This is a genomic window from Paenibacillus sp. V4I3, from assembly GCF_030817215.1.
In the GTDB taxonomy this organism is placed as follows: domain Bacteria; phylum Bacillota; class Bacilli; order Paenibacillales; family NBRC-103111; genus Paenibacillus_E.
Window position 1 is genome coordinate 6783641 of the sequence record NZ_JAUSZA010000001.1, and the last position, 20399, is coordinate 6804039.

Annotated in this window: 13 protein-coding genes and 2 pseudogenes; 4 read left to right on the forward strand and 11 right to left on the reverse strand. The window is 50.8% G+C overall.

Annotation, left to right across the window (positions count from 1 at the left end; translation table 11 throughout):
- Positions 1-5: 5 nt before the first annotated feature.
- From QFZ77_RS31275 to QFZ77_RS31290, 4 genes are read right to left on the reverse strand one after another with little or no spacing between them, the layout of a single operon-like run.
- The gene (locus QFZ77_RS31275) at positions 6-1061 is read right to left on the reverse strand and encodes an aliphatic sulfonate ABC transporter substrate-binding protein (protein WP_307445897.1); all 1056 of its coding nucleotides are present in this window, start codon (positions 1059-1061) and stop codon (positions 6-8) included.
- A gap of 42 nt (positions 1062-1103) precedes the next feature.
- Positions 1104-2105 carry an aldo/keto reductase gene (locus QFZ77_RS31280; RefSeq protein WP_307445899.1) on the reverse strand — a complete coding sequence of 334 codons (1002 nt, stop codon included), beginning with the start codon at positions 2103-2105 and terminating at the stop codon, positions 1104-1106.
- A 12-nt stretch (positions 2106-2117) separates the two neighbouring features.
- Entirely contained in the window at positions 2118-2993 is an 876-nt protein-coding gene (locus tag QFZ77_RS31285; RefSeq protein ID WP_307445901.1) for an ABC transporter permease, read from the reverse strand.
- A 29-nt stretch (positions 2994-3022) separates the two neighbouring features.
- Positions 3023-3802 carry an ABC transporter ATP-binding protein gene (locus tag QFZ77_RS31290; RefSeq protein ID WP_307445903.1) on the reverse strand — a complete coding sequence of 260 codons (780 nt, stop codon included), beginning with the start codon at positions 3800-3802 and terminating at the stop codon, positions 3023-3025.
- A 419-nt stretch (positions 3803-4221) separates the two neighbouring features.
- Here QFZ77_RS31290 and QFZ77_RS31295 point away from each other — a divergent pair, with 419 nt between their 5' ends.
- The 4 genes from QFZ77_RS31295 to QFZ77_RS31310 are packed head-to-tail and all read left to right on the forward strand — an operon-like array spanning position 4222 to position 9464.
- Positions 4222-5565 (forward strand): LLM class flavin-dependent oxidoreductase, encoded by a 1344-nt coding sequence (locus tag QFZ77_RS31295; RefSeq protein ID WP_307449989.1) that lies wholly within the window; start codon positions 4222-4224, stop codon positions 5563-5565.
- 34 nt (positions 5566-5599) lie between these two features.
- Positions 5600-6958 (forward strand): LLM class flavin-dependent oxidoreductase, encoded by a 1359-nt coding sequence (locus QFZ77_RS31300; RefSeq protein ID WP_307445905.1) that lies wholly within the window; start codon positions 5600-5602, stop codon positions 6956-6958.
- Between the two features lie 26 nt (positions 6959-6984).
- Positions 6985-8337: an LLM class flavin-dependent oxidoreductase gene (locus tag QFZ77_RS31305; RefSeq protein WP_307445907.1), complete on the forward strand. Its 1353-nt coding sequence runs from the start codon at positions 6985-6987 to the stop codon at positions 8335-8337.
- Between the two features lie 38 nt (positions 8338-8375).
- A complete protein-coding gene (locus QFZ77_RS31310) occupies positions 8376-9464 on the forward strand; it encodes an aliphatic sulfonate ABC transporter substrate-binding protein (protein WP_307445909.1) in 1089 nt (362 codons plus the stop codon).
- 129 nt (positions 9465-9593) lie between these two features.
- Here the strand turns inward: QFZ77_RS31310 and QFZ77_RS31315 are convergent.
- From QFZ77_RS31315 to QFZ77_RS31345, 7 genes and pseudogenes are all read right to left on the reverse strand, one after another.
- Positions 9594-10118: pseudogene (locus QFZ77_RS31315) on the reverse strand (nitroreductase family protein); the annotation flags it as partial.
- 153 nt (positions 10119-10271) lie between these two features.
- On the reverse strand, positions 10272-10478 hold the full coding sequence (locus tag QFZ77_RS31320) for a hypothetical protein (RefSeq protein WP_307445913.1): 207 nt from the start codon (positions 10476-10478) through the stop codon (positions 10272-10274).
- Between the two features lie 44 nt (positions 10479-10522).
- Entirely contained in the window at positions 10523-10876 is a 354-nt protein-coding gene (locus QFZ77_RS31325; protein WP_373462782.1) for a sulfatase/phosphatase domain-containing protein, read from the reverse strand.
- Complete coding sequence (locus QFZ77_RS31330; protein ID WP_307445917.1) at positions 10876-11088, reverse strand: ATP-binding cassette domain-containing protein; 213 nt, start codon at positions 11086-11088, stop codon at positions 10876-10878. The genes QFZ77_RS31325 and QFZ77_RS31330 overlap by 1 nt, the downstream gene beginning before the upstream one ends.
- Positions 11073-11372 (reverse strand): ATP-binding cassette domain-containing protein, encoded by a 300-nt coding sequence (locus QFZ77_RS31335; RefSeq protein WP_307445919.1) that lies wholly within the window; start codon positions 11370-11372, stop codon positions 11073-11075. The genes QFZ77_RS31330 and QFZ77_RS31335 overlap by 16 nt, the downstream gene beginning before the upstream one ends.
- 60 nt (positions 11373-11432) lie before the next feature.
- A pseudogene (locus QFZ77_RS31340) lies at positions 11433-11798 on the reverse strand (sigma-70 family RNA polymerase sigma factor); the annotation flags it as partial.
- 818 nt (positions 11799-12616) lie between these two features.
- On the reverse strand, positions 12617-20344 hold the full coding sequence (locus QFZ77_RS31345) for an InlB B-repeat-containing protein (protein ID WP_307445922.1): 7728 nt from the start codon (positions 20342-20344) through the stop codon (positions 12617-12619).
- Between the last annotated feature and the right edge of the window lie 55 nt (positions 20345-20399).

Genomic DNA, 20399 nt, shown 5'->3' on the forward strand with positions numbered 1-20399 from the left:
ATTTTTCATTTTTTCTCCGATTTCAATTCCTGCAAAGCTTTTTCAATATAGCTGTTATCCACTACTTTGGACGCTTCGACTTTCCCTTTTAATCCTCCGACTGACTGAAGCAGCTCCGCTGTATTCTGCTGGGTTTTTATAACTTCCTGAGTGATCGGAACATTTGCAGGCTCGGAGTTCTCCAATACCCGGCGAATCGTTTCTTTATCCTGTTTTTTCAATTTGGCGTATAATTCAATGGCTTCATCGACATGTTCTAGTTGCCACTTCGTTGCTTTTTCCGTGACTTTCAGATACAACACGACAAGTTCCGGATGTTCCTCAGCAAAATTGGTGCGAACGATTTGAAACCCTGGACTGTATGACTTGACCGCATTTCCGTTAGCAAGAACTCTGGCGCCGTTTTTCAACACTTGAACGGATTGAAAAGGTTCCCAAATGGCCCATGCATCCACCTTCCCGGTTTCAAATGCTGGCTGAGCCTCATCAGGCTGTAATTGAATGATTTTCACATCATCAGGTTTAAGTCCGCCAAATTCCAATGCTTTATACAGCAAACCATAAGAGCTGCTTGCCTTGGCTACAGCGATTTGTTTACCTTTCAAGTCCTGGATCGTATTAATTGGGCTGTCTTTCGGGACAAGTATGGAATCTCCCTTTTCACCAAAACTGGCTGTTGCTATCTCCTTGAATTTTATATCTGCTGCTTGCCCTGCTAATACAGGTATATTCCCTACGCGTCCAAAATCCAGCCTGTCTGATGCAATAGCTTCAAAATAAGCAGGCCCGCTTTGAAACTCTACCCAGTTAACTTGTGCGCCAACTTTTTTAAACTCTTCCTCAAACCAGCCCTTTTCTTTAGCAGCAAGAATTGGCCAAATACTTTGCTGAATACCGATGTTTACAACCAGTTGATTTTTGGCTTCATTGTTCTTGGCGACTTCTTTCGGCGCTGCGCTTTCCAAATTTTTCGTCGTTGGTTTACCAGCTCCACAGCCAGCAAGAATTCCCAATCCTATCGTAAGTACTGTCGTAAGTACGAGCCCTCTGAAATTTCTCATTCTGTAGCCCTCCTGAGTTGTTTAGTAACAATAAAGCTGATCTTATTTTACAACCAACTCCGGTTGAACACCGTTCGTGATCGCATCGATATCTCTCAATTCATCTGGACTAAGCTTCTCACCGATCGCAGACAATGTTTCTGTAATGTGATGAGACTTGGAAGCCCCCAAAATCGCGGATGTAATACCTTCTCTGCTGAGCACCCAATTCAGCGCAAGCTGAGCAAGTGTCCAGCCTCTGCGTTCCGCAATAGGCTTTAACTGCTCTACGATGCGGAAATTCCGCTCCTTTTCGAGCAATGTGTGAAGCCGCTGTTCGCCTGCTGCTCCGCGCGATCCGGCAGGCGGCTGCGCGCCGAAGCTATACTTGCCGGTCAGCAATCCGCGTCCAAGCGGACTATACACGATAACGCCTACGCCTTCGGAAACGGCAAAAGGCAGCAAGTCCTGTTCGATACCGCGAGCGATCAGGCTGTATTCCGGCTGTACGCTTTCAAAGCGCTCAAGCCGCAACTGTCCTGAAATACCGTGCGCCTTAGCAATTTGCCATGCGGCATAATTCGAGCACCCGATATAGCGCACTTTCCCTTGACGAACAAGGTCTTCTAACGCACGTAGCGTTTCTTCAAGTGGCGTCTGTTCATCAAATCGATGCACTTGATACAAATCAATATAGTCTGTTTGCAGCCTTTTCAAACTATTTTCCACCGCGCGAAAAATGTGATACCTGCTTTGGCCCGCATCATTAGGACCGAGACCCACTCGGCCATGAACTTTGGTCGCCAGCACGATTCGGTGCCTGCGCTCGCCAAGCAGATGACCGAGAATCGTCTCCGACTCACCGGTTTCAAGCGGGTTGCCTTTATCCATACCCGAACCGTAAACATCAGCCGTGTCAATCAGCGTAATGCCCGCTTCAAGCGCAGCATCAAGCACATCAGCTGACTCTTTTTGGTCGATCCAGCGACCGAATGCCATCGTTCCAAGGCTCACTTCGGAGACATTTAGTCCTGTCCTGCCTAATTTTCTTTGTCCAATTGTCATTGTTATCTCTCCTTATCCATTAAAGCTATCGCGCCATTTCAACAGTTTTTTCTCCAAAATGCGAACCAAAGAATCCGAGCCTTTTCCAACGAATGCAAAAATCATGATACCCACAAATACGACGGCCGTCTGAGAAAACTGTCTGGCATCCATAATTAAATACCCTACACCTTCGCTGGATCCCATTATCTCTGCGACGACTAATCCCAGCCAGGCTACGCCGATTGATAAGCGCAACCCGAGCAATATATTGGGCAGTGCCGCAGGAAGCACCAGTTTGGTGATTTGCTTGAACTTGCTAAACTCCAGAACCCTTGCCACATCAAACAGCTTGGAATCGACATTGCGGATCCCTAGAAACGTCTGCACATAAAGCGGGAAAAAAGCACCTTTGGCAATAAGCAAAACTTTGGAGAATTCGCCAAAACCGAACCATAAAATGAAAAGCGGAGTTATAGCCAAATGGGGAATGGTTCGAAGCATTTGTACGGTTGGATCAACCGAATGCTCAAACCTACGGAATAAACCAACGAGTAATCCGAAAATAAGCCCCAGACTTCCTCCGAGCAAAAATCCGACTGCGGCGCGCCAAATGCTGATTTTCAAATGTTTGAACAGTTCACCGCTGATCAGCAAATCGTAAAATGCCAGCCATATTTCAATTGGAGTCGGCAGCAGCGTCTTCGAGATCATGCCTGTAGAACCAAAAATCTGCCAAATGATCAAAACGGTAACCGGAAGGACAGCCCCTCTCGCGATAAGCTGCCATTTGGTTTCTGTTTTATTCGTTTTCAAATTTCTTTCAACTTGCGGAGACGCAGGAACTTCTTTTGATGTTTGCTGGACGAGACTGTTACCGGTTCCCGCTGCTAGCTCTGCTTGATTCATATCCGGATCCCTCTCTTTCGTGAAATGATTTAAATGCCGGAGCTGTCGATCAGCTCCAATTCCTCGATTCGTTCGAACTCGTTCAGCACCAATTTCCGAAGCTCTTGAAAAGAACTGGACGCTTTCTTCCTTGGGTAAGGGAGGTCGACAGGAATAATTGTTCGAATCGTCCCAGGTCTTGCATTCATTACAACGACGCGTGTAGCAAGGAAAACAGCTTCATCGATATCATGTGTGACAAGCACCATAGTCGTTCGATTAGCCTCCCAAATGTTCAGGGTAACCTCCTGGAGATGAGAGCGGGTAAAAGCATCCAGTGCGCCGAAGGGCTCATCCAATAACAATACCTTGGGATTACGGAGTAGCGCCCTGGCGATCGCCACGCGTTGCAACATTCCTCCTGACAGTTCACGAGGGTACGCCTTCTCAAATCCTTTCAGCTTAACCAATTCAATGAGCTCATCCACCCTTTTGCGGACTGCAGCGTCATTCAAAGATAAATCTGCTGCGATGTTTGCTTCGACCGTTAACCATGGAAACAAGCGATGTTCCTGGAAAATAAACCCTTTATCAATACCAGGCTTGGTGACTTGCTTTTGTTCCAAAAGAACTTGACCTCCGTGATCCGTGTCCAATCCAGCAATAATTTTAAGCAGTGTGCTTTTCCCACAACCGCTCGGTCCGATAATGGTAATAAATTCTCCTTGTTTTACAGTCAACTTGATGTTGTTGAGCGCTTCTAATCTTGTGCCTTGAGGCGTATGAAACCATTTTTGCGGTAAATCGATATCTAACGAAATTACACTCATAGAAGTTTCCTCCTTAAATTTGGCGTAAATGGCTCACCTGGCTAACACATTTCTCCTTCAGGGATTAAGGAAATAAAAAAAGACCCCCCTGCTCCATTCAAAATGAACGAGACGGAGTCTCCAGTGGTCTGGTAGACTTTGATTTCATTTTAATACTTTAATTCATATCGTTTTACTTGGATTTAAAGCGATCATATCACCAGTCGTTCAAGTTGGTCAACAACAATTTCCAAAAACTTGTTATATTAAAATCCTTATATTTCCTACTTGTATAATCGGATTAAACCTGCTAACATGACTTTTAACAGCCCATTAAGCCTATTGGTCCACCAAAGGCTCCCTTGCTGCCAGCGTTATTAACTGGTATGCAGGCGGAGTCTTTTTTATTTATTCAACTTGTAAAAAAGGGAGGGAACGGGATGACAAAACAAACTCGTCAAATGCATTTGAATCTTTTTCTTTCCAGTATGGGGCATCACGAAGCCGCCTGGCGACATCCAAGCTCTAATCTGAAAGGAGTCCATGATTTCAATCATTATCAGGAGCTCGCGCGTAAAGCCGAAGCTGCCAAGCTGGACTCGCTTTTTCTCGCTGACCGCTACGCAACTTCACCAACGGCGGTCCAATACGGCGCTCTTGGCGGTTTTGAGCCGCTCACACTATTGTCGGCTTTAGCCGTCGTGACGAAACGAATCGGTTTAATTGCCACCGTTTCCACGAGTTTCAATGAACCCTACAATGTCGCCCGCCGGTTCGCATCATTGGACCACCTTAGCCAAGGCCGGGCCGGATGGAATATCATCACCTCGGGTACGGATAGCGAAGCGCAAAATTTTAATCTCGAGCACATTGCCGGTCACCAAGAACGATATGAACGAGCCACAGAATTTGTGGAAGTCACGGCAAAGCTTTGGGATAGCTGGGAGGAGGAGGCCCTGATCCGGGACAAGAAAGCCGGTATTTATGCGGACAGAAATAAGGTGCATGAACTGCATCATAAGGGAAAATTCTTCTCGGTTCGGGGGCCATTGAATACAGCGCGTTCACCGCAAGGCCGCCCGATTCTCGTGCAAGCAGGCTCATCGGAGGACGGCAAGGATTTTGCCTCTCAATGGGCTGAGGCCATCTTTACCGCACAGCAAACATTAGAGGATGCGCAGACATTCTATGCTGATGTCAAAGCCCGTGTGCTTCAGCACGGAAGAGAAACGGAGCATGTGAAAATTTTGCCCGGTATCTGCCCGATTATCGGCAAAACCGAAGCCGAGGCGAAAGAGAAAGAAGCCGAACTGCACGAACTGACGAATCCGGCATACAGTCTGCTCCAACTCTCGAATCGGATCGGCATTGACCTTACCGCTCATCCTCTGGACGCACCGCTGCCGGAACTTCCCGACTCCAGCAAAATCCCCGGCCATCAAAGCCGCACGAAGCTGATCCAAGAACTGGCCGGTAGAGAGAAGCTGACGATCAGGCAGCTGCTGCTGAGACTGGCGGGAGGACGCGGTCATAAGACGATCGCCGGTACGCCGAAGCAAATTACGGATGAGCTGGAGGCATGGTTTGTCAGCTATGCGGCTGATGGCTTCAATATTATGCCGCAGCTGATGAACGGCGGACTGGATGATTTCCTGGAACAAGTCGTCCCCGAACTGCAGCGGAGAGGCCTGTTCCGCACTTCTTATACAGGCACCACCCTTCGTGATCATTATGGCCTGCCTTTACCTGCCAATTCATTCGCGAAGGCGAGAGTATACCATTGAACCAATCAACCTACTTGTAAATGGAGGCTATTACATGAGTAACAATCCTCAGCGTCAACTGCATCTCGGTGCATTTTTATTTCAGGTCGGACATCATGTAGCCGCATGGCGTTACCCCGATACGGATGCACACGGCATTCTAAATCATGACTTTTATGAGAACTTTGCGAAAACGGCAGAACGAGGCAAGTTCGACATGATCTTTCTCGCCGATACATTAGCGGTTATCGACCGGTACCGAACCAGTATCAAACATACCGTCACAGTGAGGCCTGAACCGCTCACCTTGCTTGCTTATTTGTCCGGTGTGACGGAACGAATCGGGCTTGCTGCCACAGTATCAACAACCTACCACGAGCCCTACAATCTGGCACGGGAATTTTCTACGCTCGACCATTTAAGCGGAGGACGCGCTGCGTGGAATGTGGTGACTTCGGGACGAGATGAAGAAGCCCATAATTTCAGCAAATTGAAGCACCCGGATCATGATCAGCGATATGAGCGGGCGCGCGAGTTCGTCGATGTCGTCACTGCGCTGTGGGACAGCTGGGAAGACGACGCCATTATCTCCGATCGCGACGCCGGCTTGTTTGGCAATCCGCAAAAGGTTCATGAGCTCCATCATCGGGGTCCTGAATTCTCTGTACGTGGTCCCTTAAATCTGCCCCGCTCTCCACAAGGAAGACCGGTTATTATTCAGGCGGGAGCGTCGGATACCGGACAGCATCTCGCCGCCCAAACGGCGGAGGTCGTCTTTACGGCTTGGCAGACACTCGAAGAAGCGCAGCGTTTCTATGCCAGCGTCAAATCACTTGCCGTTCAGTACGGCCGATCTCCGGATGAAGTGAAAATTATGCCTGGGATCTTCCCTATCATAGGCGCGACGGAAGAGGAAGCCAGAGAAAAAGAAGCGCTGCTTCAGCAGCAAGTGTTACCTGCAGTCGGATTATCGATGCTGTCCGCATCGCTGGGTGTCGACCTGACCGGCTACCCGCTTGACGGACCGCTGCCCGAGCTTCCCGAGCTGGAGCAAATTAACGGAGGCAAAAGCCGCTTCCAGCTCGTGGCGGACATGGCCCGGAGGGAAAACTTGACCATCCGGCAGCTCATGTACCGGGTGACGGGGGCGCGCGGGCATCGAACCATATCTGGTACTCCGGTGCAAATCGCCGATCAATTGGAGGAATGGTTCACACAGGGAGCCTGCGACGGTTTCAATATTATGCCGCCCTATTTGCCTGGAGGCCTTGAGGAATTCGTAGAGAAGATCATTCCCGAGCTTCAAAAACGCGGGCTATTTCGTACCGAATACACCGGTACTACGCTGCGTGAGCATCTGGGTTTAGTTCGTCCCCCAAGCCGTTTCGAAAGCAATGCCGCTTCCGGGCAATAACACATAACAAATTGGAGGAATCATTCATGGGGAATAAACAGAGACAGCTTCATCTGGGGGCATTCATTTTCGGAGTCGGTCATCATGTCGCTGCATGGAGATACCCGCACACCGATACCGCAGGTTTGTTGAAGTTTGACTTTTACCGAAAATTTGCGCAAACGGCCGAGCGCGGTAAGTTCGACATGATTTTTATCGAAGACATTCCTGCCTTACCGGAGCATTTGGACACAGCGGTTAAACACACCGTGCCGGTCCGGGCTGAGCCGCTCATGCTTTTGTCTGCACTCGCTTCCGTCACCAAGCATATCGGCCTTGCCGGCACCGTATCTACCACTTACAGCGAGCCCTTTCATGTCGCGAGGAAATTTGCGTCACTTGATCATTTAAGCAGAGGAAGAGCGGCATGGAACGCGGTAACCACCAGTATGGAAGTGACCGCGCATAACTTTGGCCGCGACCAGCATTTGGATCATTCGCTTCGTTATGAACGCGCGAAAGAATTCGTCGATGTGGTCACTGCACTGTGGGACAGCTGGGAAGATGAAGCTCTAATCATTGACAAAGCTTCCGGCATTTTCGCCAACCCGGACAAAGTGCACAGCATCGATCATCACGGAACGCATTTTTCCGTCCGCGGTCCTCTGAATGTGCATCGCTCCCCGCAAGGACGCCCCGTTATCGTGCAGGCCGGGTCCTCGACAACCGGTCAGGCTTTTGCTGCACAGACAGCGGAAGTTGTATTCACGGCTTGGCAAACGTTGGATGAGGCACTAAGCTTCTATTCCAGTTTAAAAAGCCAACTCCCCTTATATGGCCGTACAGAGAGTGAGTTGAAGATTTTGCCGGGGATACTCCCTATTATCGGAGCTACGGAAGAAGAAGCCAAGGAGAAGGAGGCCGCTCTGCAAGAGCTCGTTCACCCGGCGGTTGGTCTCTCGATGATATCCGGGATTCTGCGGCATGATCTTTCCACTTATCATCTGGACGGAACGCTCCCCGATCTGGTGGACTCCACGGGTATTAACGGGGCAAAAAGCCGATATCAGCTTATTCTCGATATGGCGAGGAGGGAGCAGCTATCCATTCGGCAATTAATCGCCCGAGTAACCGGCGCACGCGGGCACCGTACGATTGCCGGGACACCTGAACAGATCGCCGATCAACTCGAAGCATGGTTTTTGCAAGGGGCCTGCGATGGATTCAACATTATGCCGCCTTATTTACCGGGAGGTTTGGAAGAATTCGTCGATCTGGTCGTTCCTGAACTCCAGCGACGCGGATTGTATCGTACCGAATATACGGGCCGGACGCTGCGCGAACACCTTGACTTAGCTAAACCGATCAATCGTTTTCAGAAAGCCTCAGTCTCCTCTTAAAATAACTAATTAAAAATTTCAAAAGGGGGTTCTTCATCATGAAAAAGCAAACATGGTTTTTCAAAAGCTTATCCGTCTTAACCATTCTCTATTTGGGGCTGGTACTAACAGCATGCGGAAAAACAGCGAACACATCCGCCGGTTCGAATACGCCTGCTCCTTCACTTGCAGCATCTTCCACACCCAGCAGTCAAACTGCAGCGGATGCTAAGCCCAAAGAAAAAGTAACCGTCAATATCGGTGTACAGGGCAAAACCGGCATCCTCGTCTACGCCCGGGAAAACAGATTTTTCGAAAAAGCCTTTGCAGCTGTTGGAGCCGAAGTAAAATGGAACGAATTTGCCAGTGGCCCTCCCCATTTTGAAGGATTGGCTTCAGGAAGACTCGATTTCGGAAGCGTCGGAGGAACGCCGGTCATTTCCGGCCAAGTCGGCGGCTTAGATTTCAAAGCCATTGGCGTCACGGGAGACGGTAAAAAAGGCAATATGATCATCATTCCGAAAAATAGTCCGATCAAAGAACTAAAGGATTTGAAGGGCAAGAAAATCGCAGTAGCCAAAGGCAGCAGCGCTTATAATTTCTTATATATGGCTATCGATAAGGTCGGTTTGAAAGGCGACGACATTAAAGTGATTCAGCTTCAACCCGATGAAGCCAGACCTGCTTTGGATAGCGGCGCGATTGATGCTTGGTCGATTTGGGATCCATATGCGACCACTGCCGTCTTTCAAACCGGCGCTAAAATATTGGTATCCGGTCAAGATTTGAATATCAATGCTCCCGGCTTCTTGATTGCAAGAACCAAGTTTACCCAGGAACACCCCGATCTCACAGTGCTCTTCCTGAAAACTTACGAGCAAGCCCGCAAATATTACTTAGATCATCAAGACGAAGTTGCAGACGAATTTGTCAAAACGCAAAAGCTTGACAAAGAGATCATCGTCACTGTTTTGAAAAACTCAACACCTTTGCTATCACCGATCACTGCCGAATACGCCAAAGCCCATCAAGAGCAGGCCGACTTCCTTTATTCAGTAGGGGCGATAAACAAAAAACTTGATACTTCGCATGTATTGGAAAGTAAGTTTGTTGAGCAAGCGCTCAAAGAGCTGGGCACGCAGAAATGAGAATCGGCTCCGCATTTAGAAGCAGAGAGTTTCAATGTAAGAAAGAACCGTCAGGGAAGATCTCCCGACGGTTCTTTTGGTTATATCCATCAATCCACTTAATATTCATTCCGATTATTTCAAATCAAATCATTGATCATGCAGAAATGACCGCAAATGATCTCTTTTTCTGGAACGAAGCCGTGCGGCCATTTCTTTGGACCAATCGGAATCCCGATTTCCCCCTGTCCGCGTTAGTAAAAATTCCCGAATGGCTTGGTTGTAGGATTCAATTCCAGCCGCATACGATTCCGTTGAGTACCTTTCATGATGAACAATCGTTTCAACCGGCAGACGAGGTCTTTGTGTCAGATGCTGAGCCGGGTATCCGACGCACATTCCATATACGGGATAGACACACTTGGGCAGTAACAGCAACTCGGATATCTCCTTTGGTTTATCCCGTATTCCGCCGATATAGACGATACCAAGGCCTAGCGATTCTACTGTAACCGCTCCGTTTTGCGCTGCCAAAGCGGCATCGATCGTTGAAATCAGGAAGATCTCCGTCGAATCGGGCAGCGTTAGTTCCTCTACATCATATAAACTGGCGGCAATCTGCAGACGTCTAATGTCAGCGCACCATACGAGGAATACCGGACATTCATCGATATAGGGTTGATTATTAGCATGCCCTTTTTCCCCTTTCTGTTCTTAGAACTGGTTTGTCAATTCCGATTGTCATACCCTGACATAAATAAACCGAAACCCTGATTTAAGGATTCCGGTCTATTTAGCCCAAGTAGAATATACTCAATCCTTCATCTGTTATGGCTTTCTTTTATACGAATATGCAGTACTGTTATCAAACTGTTCCTGCCAATCCGGAGCGGCAATTCCCGAAACGCTTCCTTTCAACAAAGGGTCTTTCGTACGGCTCATCCAAGCATCAACCTTAGACCTTAGCTCTATAAGAACTTCCGCATACTCTGGAAGGTTGGCAACGTTACATTTTTCAATCGGATCCTTCTCCAAATCGTACAACTCCTCCGGAACGTTAGGAGCGTAATACTCATCTCTTACGACAACTCCCGAAAGATTCGATGAATATCAAGCGGCAAGTAAACCGACGGGCCATCCTCAAAGTTACGGATATATTTAAATTTCCCTGTCCATACACTCCGCATAGGGTGATATTGGTCATGCCAGGTAAGCTCAGAAAAGGAATGATCGCGGGTTGGCAGATTACTTTCCGCAGGTTTCAATAGGTTCAAAAAGCTGTTTCTATCAATCCCTTGCGGGACATCTGCTCCAATAAATTCGAGGAGAGTCGGCATTAAGTCTACGTTGCATAACAGTTGATTTACAACCTTACCTCCATCCATACGCCCAGGATAATACATGACTAGCGCTGTTTCCAAACCAGCATCCATCAAAGTACCTTTGGCTCTCGGGAAAGCGATACCGTGATCGCTACTCGCTGCCGCTGTCCACCAGACAGCTCCGAAGGAAAGTGCTTCCTGCGGTCCAGTAAATCCACCGCTTCCAATGCATGAAATACAAGCGGCTCCCGCTCTTTCTTGCTCATTCCCCGATAAATCAAAGGCAGCTCCACATTCTCATAAGCACTTAATCTCGGCAGCAAGTTAAAACTCTGAAAAACGAAGCCAATCTTCTGATTACGAATCTCAGCAAGCCCAGAATCCTTAAGACATTTATTGCATGACCATCCAGATCATAGATACCTTTATCTACAACATCCAAACACCCGATGATGTTCATCAGTGTTGATTTGCCGGAACCTGACGGTCCCATGATTGCCACGAACTCTCCATAATCAATATCTAACGAGACATCGTCTAACGCTTTAATCGTTTCCTCGCCCATCGTATAATACTTACTGGCATTTTCAATATGAATTAATGTCATAACCTTCACCTCCATTACTTGCACATCGTCCAAATAAATGAAGTATCCGATTCGTAACCCTTATCGTTTCGCCTTATAAAACTCATGATACAGTTTCATCAGCGCCCTCTTCTCAATCCGCGACACATAGGAGCGGCTAATGCCCAGCTCCTTCGCAATCTCTCGCTGCGTCCGCTCTTCACCGCCAAGCTCCAGCCCAAACCGGCCAACGACGACTTCCTTCTCGCGATCGTCCAAGATTTCCAAGTTCCGATATATTTTACTCTTCTCTATCTTGAGCTGAACCTTATCCACGACATCATCGGCCTCCGTGCCGAGAATATCGATCAACGTGATTTCATTCCCCTCTTTGTCCGTTCCGATGGGATCATGCAAGGAAACATCTTTGCGCGTTTTCTTCAGCGAGCGCAGATGCATTAAGATCTCTATTTAAATGTCATAAGTGTTCATTTGACACTTCTTAGATACATTTGGAGCATTACTTTTCATAGAACCTTTGAATTGATTAAATTTTTAGATGCTTAACATTAATTTTAAAGAAATTGAAGAAAATACTTCTTACCTAACCTTTAGTTTTTGAATAACTCAAACCAAATTAAAATAGATGTAAAAGAAATCTTTCTCCCCCGACACAGTAACACTGGAAACCTATTTTTCTCCGCAACTTTATATACGAACAGCCGCTGAACTCTACTAACGTTGCAAGCGGAACAAGCAACGGTAAGAGTACATCATTTATTGGGAAAAGAACACCTCCCTGCATCCTATCAAAGAAGTATTTAAGGATTAATAACCCTATCCTCAAAGAGAATGGGGATTATTTTTTATTTAGCATTTGTTTATTCTTACTTTGATGAGATTTTATTCAAATTTATGGAAGCGTTGCTTGGTGTACACAACCTTTTGACGTCCCGAACGGGTGCTCCGTTAACCATGAGCAGGTGTCAGACGAGAGGCTTAATCCGAAGGAAGCTGATTGCAGTTGAAGAACGGCTTGATTAGCGAAAACTGCCAGTCAATGCTCAAACCAAAACTTATACATTTTCACTATCATGGAGGTAACCGGGCTGACGAAAGAGGAGATTGAAAAATTAAATATAAGCACTGTTGATTTATAGCAAAAAAAGGGACTATCCTCCGGCAATCATTCATGCCTGCGGATAGTCCCTTTTCCATTCGTTCATCTGAATTTTTTGCTGCCGATCAATTTGGCGCTCAGCGATAGCAGCCCCGCATCAGAACCACTACGGTTTCGCTTGTAAAGCTCTGAGAATGACCGTGACCGCTTCTGCGCGGGTCGTGTTCACTTTCGGTTTCACTGTGCCGTCTTCATAACCGTTGATCAAGCCTTTGGCTGTCGCCGTTGCAAGAGCCGTGCGTGCCCAGTCGGATATTTCGGCGCTATCCGGGAAGTTGACGCTCTTGTCCGTCGCAGCCAGCTTGGCGGCGCGAACGACGATCGCCGCCATTTGCTCGCGGGTAATGAGATCGTCCGGCCCGAAACTGTTATCGCTATACCCGGCAATAATGCCTGTCGCTGCGGCAGTCGCAATCGCGCTCTTGGCCCAGTGGGTTTCCGTATCGGCAAAGGTTTTGCCATCTTGCGCCCCAAGATGGAACGCTTTGACGATGACGGTCACGAATTCCGCTCTTGTGATGTTCGCATTCGGCTTAAACGTGTTGTCTGGATAGCCTTTAATCGCGCTGAGCTTTACCAGTTCCAGCACGTTCGCTTCGGACCAATGTCCTTTGATATCGGCAAAGTCCGCTTCGTTCGTTTGCGGCTGCGCGGTCTTCGCTTTATCCGATACCAGAACGGCAAATTTCGTAAAATGGCTCACCGATCCGGATGCCGTCCCGTTCGCTTCGTCGACTTTCAGGATTTCCAATGTCACCCATTTATGGGTTTGTTCATTCAGCCAATATACGCCTGCCGTCGACTTCGCAAAGTCCGCCTTCGTCTTGTCGAAAGGTAGTGTAATAACGACCGGCTTGCTAAAGTCGCCATCCTTATCTTTCTTGATCTCGTACACCTCGCTGACCAATTGCAAAGCGCTGTCTACGGGCAGGATCGAGATGTCGTTCACTTTATCTACCGTAACTTGAATGTTGCTAGCCATCGCTCCGGCCGGAACTTCGATTGTGACTCCGTTCAGCGTTATCGTTCCCCCGCTGGCAGCCGCAATCGTTGCGGAGTTAGTTGCGGCACCGTCGCCGCCACCACTTGTTGCGGTTGTGCCTGTGGTCGTAACCGTCGTATAGATGACAAATTGGGTAAAGTGTTTCGTCCAAACCACTAGGTCATTACCCACCGTAATTTTCTTGTCTCCGCCTGCGGCAATTTCGCTGTCTGCCGCTGCTTGGGTGTCTGCGGATACCGTGCCCGTGATCTCGGTAAATACGCCATTTCGTACAAAACCGACCTGTTTGCCCTTTTGGTTCGGGAAGAGCAAACGCACCGCCTTATCGAACGTTAACGATACATCCGTCGATCCGATTTCAATGACGGTGCTCACGGTGCCGCTATTGACCGTTACGCTGCTGTTGCTTTGCACTTGCGGCAGCTTGATTGTGCCGTCCCAATTGGCGGGAGCCGTAATTTTCGTTCCGTCTGGAATCGTTACACTCACATTGCCCAGAGTGGTAGCCGCTTGCACTTCCACTAACGGGAGCGTCGCTTCTTTGTTCGATCCTGCCGTTGTCGTTGCGACCGCAATCTCGGCATTCGTTACGCTCGCAGGGACGGTAATGGATACAGGTTCAGTCGTCACCTGAATCGGTGCAGTAGAACTGGCCGTTATCGCTTCGGCTCTAGTCACGTTCACGGTGTACGTCTGCGTGGTCTTTCCGTCTTGAGCCGTTACTGCCACGGTGATCGGATTGTTACCCACGCTCAGGCTGATCGCCCCCGACGCTTGCCCGCTCGTCACTGCCGTTCCGTTCACCGTCATCGTCGCATTGCTATCCGATATTGTTGGCGTCACTGTCACCAACGTTACACCGTTCGCCACGCTCGCTTTGTAGGAAAATGTACCCGGATCAAACGACGGACTCAACGTTTTTCCTGATACTGCCATACTGCTCAGATTCGCATTACTGGATGCGCTCGGTGTTGCGGATTTCGGTGTTGCGCTGACTTCGTTGGAGAAGTTGCTATTTCCTCCCGCGTTGCTCGCCTTTACTGCGAAATAATAGGTCGCGCCGTTCGTCAGCCCCGTTACCGTGTAGCTGTAGGTCGCGCCGCTCACTGTCGCTATGGGGGATAAGCCATAGGAGCCGGAAGCTGTTCCCTCATATACACTATAGGCGACTGTTTCTGATACGCCGTTCCAAGTTAACGCAATTTGCCCATTCCCAGCTATTGCTGTAAGCCCCGTAGGCGCCAAAGGTGCTGAGGATGGTGCTGAAGACACTGCCGCATTGACGGTCAACTTGGCTACGTTGCTTGTTGCTGTTGCTGTTTTGCTACCTGTCGCACTAGTGTCGGTGTTGGTCACCACGCAGTAGTAGTACGTCGTCCCGGCAGTTGTGGTCGGTACTGCATATGATGCGCTCGTCGCCCCGCTGATGAGCGTGCCTCCGCTGGTGCTGTTCGTGGTGCTGCTGTACCACTGATAGCTAAGCGAGGCTCCACCGCTAGCTGCAACAGTCAGGGTGGCGCTGCCTCCCATGTTTACCTTTTGATCCGTCGGCTGGGTGCCGATGCTCGGCGTGGCCGCGTTGGTCAGCGCGTTCACCGTTACCGTGGCTACGCTGCTCGTTGCCGTGGCCGTTTGGCTGCCCGTCGCGCTGCTGTTCGTGTTCGTCACTACGACGTAGTAGTACGTCGTTCCCGTCGTTGTTGTTGGCGCTGCATACGATGTGCTCGTTGCGCCGCTGATCGATGTGCCGCCGCCATTGCTGCTGGTCGTGTTGCTGTACCACTGGTAGCTCAGCGTTCCGCTGTCGCTCACCGTCGCCGCTACGCTCAGAAGCGCGCTGGCGCCTTCGTTCACCGTTGCTCCCGTCGGCTGCGTGCCGATGCTCGGCGTTGCCACGTCGGTCAGCGCGTTCACCATTACCGACGCCGCACTGCTTGTCGCCGTCGCCGTTTGGCTGCCCGTCGCGTTGCTGTTCGTGTTGGTCACAACGACGTAGTAGTATGTCGTTCCCGCCGTTGCCGTCGGCGCTGCATACGATGTGCTCGTTGCCCCGCTGATTGCTGCGCCGCCGCTATTGCTGCTGGTCGTGTTGCTGTACCACTGATAGCTCATCATTCCGCTATCGCTCACCGTCGCTGCTACGCTCAAGGTCGGGCTGCTCGCCCCTTCGTTCACCGTTGCTCCCGTCGGCTGCGTGCCGATGCTCGGCGTGGCCGCGTTGGTCAGCGCGTTCACCGTTACCGACACCGCGCTACTCGTCGCCGTCGCCGTTTGGCTGCCCGTCGCGCTGCTGTTCGTGTTCGTCACCACGACGTAGTAGTATGTCGTTCCCGTCGTTGTCGTCGGCGCTCCATACGATGCGCTCGTTGCCCCGCTGATTGCTGCGCCGCCGCTATTGCTGCTGGTCGTGTTGCTGTACCACTGGTAGCTCAGCGTTCCGCTATCGCTCACCGTCGCTGCTACGCTCAGAGGCGCGCTATCGCCTACGCTCACCGTTGCGCCCGTCGGCTGCGTGCCAATGCTCGGCGTGACCGCGTTCGTCAGCGCGTTCACAACAACTGCCACCGCATTGCTCGTTGCCGTCGCTGTTTGGCTGCCCGTTGCGCTGCTGTTCGTGTTCGTCACCACGACGTAGTAGTATGTCATTCCCGCCGTTGTCGTCGGCGCTGCATACGACGCACTCGTTGCGCCGCTGATTGCTGTGCCGCCGCTATTGCTGCTGGTCGTGTTGCTGTACCACTGGTAGCTCAGCGTTCCGCTGTCGCTCACCGTCGCTGCTACGCTCAAGCTCGGACTGCTGTCACCTTCGTTCACCGTTGCGCCCGTCGGTTGTGTGCCGATGCTCGGCGTGGCCGCGTTCGTCAGTGCGTTCACCGTTACCGCCACTACGCTGCTCGTTGCCGTGGCCGTTTGGCTGCCCGTCGCGCTGCTGTTCGTGTTCGTCACTACGACATAGTAGTATGTCGTTCCCGCCGTTGCCGTCGGCGCTGCATACGATGCGCTCTTTGCACCGCTGATCGCTGCGCCGCCGCTATTGCTGCTGATCGTGTTGCTGTACCACTGGTAGCTCAGCGTCCCCCCGTCACTCACCGTCGCTACTACGCTCAAGGCCGGGCTGCTCACGCCTTCGCTCACCGTTGCTCCCGTCGTCTGTGTGCCGATGCTCGGCGTGGCCGCGTTCGTCAGCGCGTTCACCGTTACCATCGCCGCGCTGCTCGTCGCCGTCGCCCTTTGGATGCCCGTCGCGCCGAAGTTCGTGTTCGTCACCACGACGTAGTAGTACGTCGTTCCCGCCGTTGACGTCGGCGCTGCATACGATGAGCTCCTTGCGCCGCTGATCAATGTGCCGCCGCTATTGCTGCTGCTCGTGTTCCTGTACCACTGGTAGCTCAGAAATCCGCTGTCGCTCACCGTCGCCGCTACGCTCAAGATCGGGCTGCTGGCGCCTTCGTTCACCGTTGCTCCCGTCGGCTGCGAGTAGATGCTCGGCGTTGCCGCATTCGTCAGCGGGATCGCCGTAACCGTGGCTACGCTGCTCGTTGCTGTTGCTGTCTTGCTGCCTGTAGCTCCGCTGTTCGTGTTCGTCACCACGACGTAGTAGTACGTCGTTCCCACCGTTGACTGATACGCTACAAGTGATGCGCTCGTTCCTATGAAGATAATCGGTGTGCCTCCGCTATTACTGTTGCTCGTGTTCTTGTACCACTGGTAGCTCAGCGTTCCGCCGTCGCTCACCGTCGCCGCTACGCTCAGATTCGCGCTGGAGCTGACGTTCACTGTTCGGTTCGCAGGCTGCGTGCCGATGCTCGGCGTGGCCGCGTTGGTTACCGCGTTCACCGTAACCGTGGCTACGCTGCTCGTTGCCGTTGCCGTTTGGCTGCCCGTTGCGTCGCTGTTCGTGTTCGTCACCACGACATAGTAGTACGTCGTTCCCGTCGTTGTCGTTGTCGTTGGCGCTGCATACGATGCACTCGTTGCGCCGCTGATTGCTGTTCCACCGCTATTGCTGCTGGTCGTGTTGCTGTACCACTGGTAGCTCAGCGTCCCCCCATCACTCACCATAGCTGCTACGCTCAGAGACGCGCTGTCGCCTTCGTTCACCGTTTGGTTCGCAGGCTGCGTGGTAATGTTTGGCGTTACCGCATTTGTCATTGTCCACTTCGCGTACAGCGTCGTATCCGCCGTAATCGGAGTATTGAAATCGAATGCTGTGTTCAAACCGCTGTCGCTGTACCATCCGCCGAACGTGTACCCGGTCTTCGTCGGGTCGGCAGGCCGGGTCGCCTTGCTGTTATAGTTCACCGTCTGGCTGCTCACAGGCGTACCGCCATTACTGTTGAAGCTTACTTTCTGTGCAACAACAATAAAGCATGCTTTGACAGAACCAGGCGCAGGATCGCTGAACGTACCATTACCACAAGTGAAAGCACTGCTAAAATCCCCATATGTATAGTTCACATTCGAGCCGTAACGCACATGCACTGTGCTGGAACTCGCAACACTGCAGGCATCCTGCTCAAAAGCGCAAAATGCAAGATTAGCCGAGCTCACTGCAACCGCACTTGCCGCCCCGTAACTTCCGTCCTTCGTCGTTACTGTGATGAAAGTTATTCCGGCGCCCACCGGCGTCACAACGCCACTGCTGTCCACCGTCACTACCGACGTATCGCTGCTCGACCATATCACATTTTGGTTCGCTGCGTTGCTCGGCGATACGGTTGCCGTCAGCGTAGCCGTGCCGCCCCCCACCATCAGCGTCAGCGTGCTCTTATCCAGCGTCACTCCTGTCACCGGCACCGCCGTCCACTTCGCGTACAGCGCCGTATCCACCGTAATCGGAGTATTGAAATCGAAGGACGTGGTCAGACCGCTGTCGCTGTACCATCCGCCGAACGTGTACCCGGTCTTCGTCGGGTCGGCAGGCTGGGTCGCCGTGCTGTTATAGTTCACCGTCTGGCTGCTCACAGGCGTACCGCCGTTACTGTTGAAGCTTACTGTCTGTACAAGGATAAAGCATGCTTTGCGAGAACCAGGCGCAGGATCGCCGAACCTTTTATTATCACAAGTGAAAGCACTACTAAAATCCCCATATGTATAGTTCTCATTCGAGCCGTAACGCACATGCACTGTGCTAGAACTCGTAAAACTGCAGGTATCCTGCTCAAAAGCGCAAAATAAAAGATTAGCCGAGCTCACTGCAACCGCACTTGTCGCCGTGTAACTTCCGTCCTTCGTCGTCACCGTGATGAAAGTTATTCCGGCGCCTACCGGCGTCACCACGCCGCTGCTGTCCACCGTCGCTACCGACGTATCGCTGCTCGTCCATGTCACATTTTGGTTCGCTGCGTTGCTCGGCGATACGGTCGCCGTCAACGTAGCCGTACCGCCTCCCACCATCAGCGTCAGCGTGCTCCTATCCAGCGTCACTCCTGTCACTGTCACCGCCGTCCACTTCGCGTACAGTGTCACGTCGACTGAACCTATACTGATCGGGGCACCTGCCACGTAATCCGTTCCGGTTCCGTCCGCCTTCGTATTCCAACCCGCGAACGTGTAGCCCGTCTTCACTAGGCCTCCCGTGTTGCCCAGAACCGGGGCCGTATCTCCCGACTGATAAGTGGTGCTGTTCGTCGGCGCGCTTCCGGACGTAGCGACGTTGCCGTCATACTTCACAGTGTATATCATTGTAAGTTTCATGACGGTTGCTTTATTGCTGTTACCCCCATCCCTATACACAACATAGGGCGTGCCTCTGCTGTCTATCGCTATCGATGTATAAGTAACCTTGCCTGCCGAGAAGCCCTCACTGCCTACGGTCACCCAATTGCTCCCATTGTATTTCTTCACGGTCGCTTTATTGGAGTTCTCATTATCATTATATACAACATAAGGGGTGCCGCTGCTGTCTATCGCTATCGATGTATCAGTAACTAAGCTTGTAGAAATACCCCCACTGCCTACGGTCACCCAACTGCTCCCATCGTATTTCATCACGGTCGCTTTAAAGGATTGCCCATTTTTATATGCAACATAAGGGGTGCCGCTACTGTCTATCGCTATCGATGTATGAACACCGTTACCTGCCGTGTAGCCCGCATTGCCTACGGTCACCCAACTGCTCCCATTATATTTCATCACGGTCTGTTGAAAGACGTACATCACAGGACCACTATATGCAACATAAGGGGTGCCGCTGCTGTCTACCGCTATCGATGTAAACTGAGCTATATCTGCCGAGAAGCCCGCACTGCCTACGGTCACCCAACTGCTCCCATTGTATTTCATCACAGTCGCTTTAGAGGAGATCCCATCCTGATATACAACATAAGGGGTGCCGCTGCTGTCTATCGCTATCGATGTATAATAAGCCGCACTTGCCGAGAAGCCCGCACTGCCTACGGTCACCCAACTGCTCCCATTGTATTTCATCACAGTCGCTTTATTGTAGTTGTTCCCAGCATCGCTATATACAACATAAGGGGTGCCGCTACTGTCGATGGCTATACTTGTATACATTGCTTCACCTGCCGAAAAACCGGCGGAGCCTACATTCACCCACGAGCTTCCGTTATATTTCATGACGGTTGCTTTATTGCCGTAAGCATAATCCCTATACACAACATAAGGGGTGCCGCTGCTGTCGATGGCTATACTTGTATAATCTGCATTACCTGCCGAAAAACCGGCGGAGCCTACATCGAACCATTCTTCAGCCGCCGCTTGGGCAACCATTGGCGCGCCCATATAGTAGGCTACGCCTGACAAAAAAATCAGCATCCCCAGCATGAAACTTAATAAGTTACGATTAGTCTGCTTTACTTTTCGATTCATTTTCCTCTCACTCCCCATCTATAATAAATCAATATTAATATTCTGGTATCCAACA

Coding starts and splice junctions, on each gene's coding strand:
- QFZ77_RS31275 (WP_307445897.1), bottom strand. CDS start 1,061: ATGAGAAATTTCAGAGGGCTCGTACTTACGACAGTACTTACGATAGGA.
- QFZ77_RS31280 (WP_307445899.1), bottom strand. CDS start 2,105: ATGACAATTGGACAAAGAAAATTAGGCAGGACAGGACTAAATGTCTCC.
- QFZ77_RS31285 (WP_307445901.1), bottom strand. CDS start 2,993: ATGAATCAAGCAGAGCTAGCAGCGGGAACCGGTAACAGTCTCGTCCAG.
- QFZ77_RS31290 (WP_307445903.1), bottom strand. CDS start 3,802: ATGAGTGTAATTTCGTTAGATATCGATTTACCGCAAAAATGGTTTCAT.
- QFZ77_RS31295 (WP_307449989.1), top strand. CDS start 4,222: ATGACAAAACAAACTCGTCAAATGCATTTGAATCTTTTTCTTTCCAGT.
- QFZ77_RS31300 (WP_307445905.1), top strand. CDS start 5,600: ATGAGTAACAATCCTCAGCGTCAACTGCATCTCGGTGCATTTTTATTT.
- QFZ77_RS31305 (WP_307445907.1), top strand. CDS start 6,985: ATGGGGAATAAACAGAGACAGCTTCATCTGGGGGCATTCATTTTCGGA.
- QFZ77_RS31310 (WP_307445909.1), top strand. CDS start 8,376: ATGAAAAAGCAAACATGGTTTTTCAAAAGCTTATCCGTCTTAACCATT.
- QFZ77_RS31325 (WP_373462782.1), bottom strand. CDS start 10,876: ATGGATGCTGGTTTGGAAACAGCGCTAGTCATGTATTATCCTGGGCGT.
- QFZ77_RS31335 (WP_307445919.1), bottom strand. CDS start 11,372: ATGACATTAATTCATATTGAAAATGCCAGTAAGTATTATACGATGGGC.
- QFZ77_RS31345 (WP_307445922.1), bottom strand. CDS start 20,344: ATGAATCGAAAAGTAAAGCAGACTAATCGTAACTTATTAAGTTTCATG.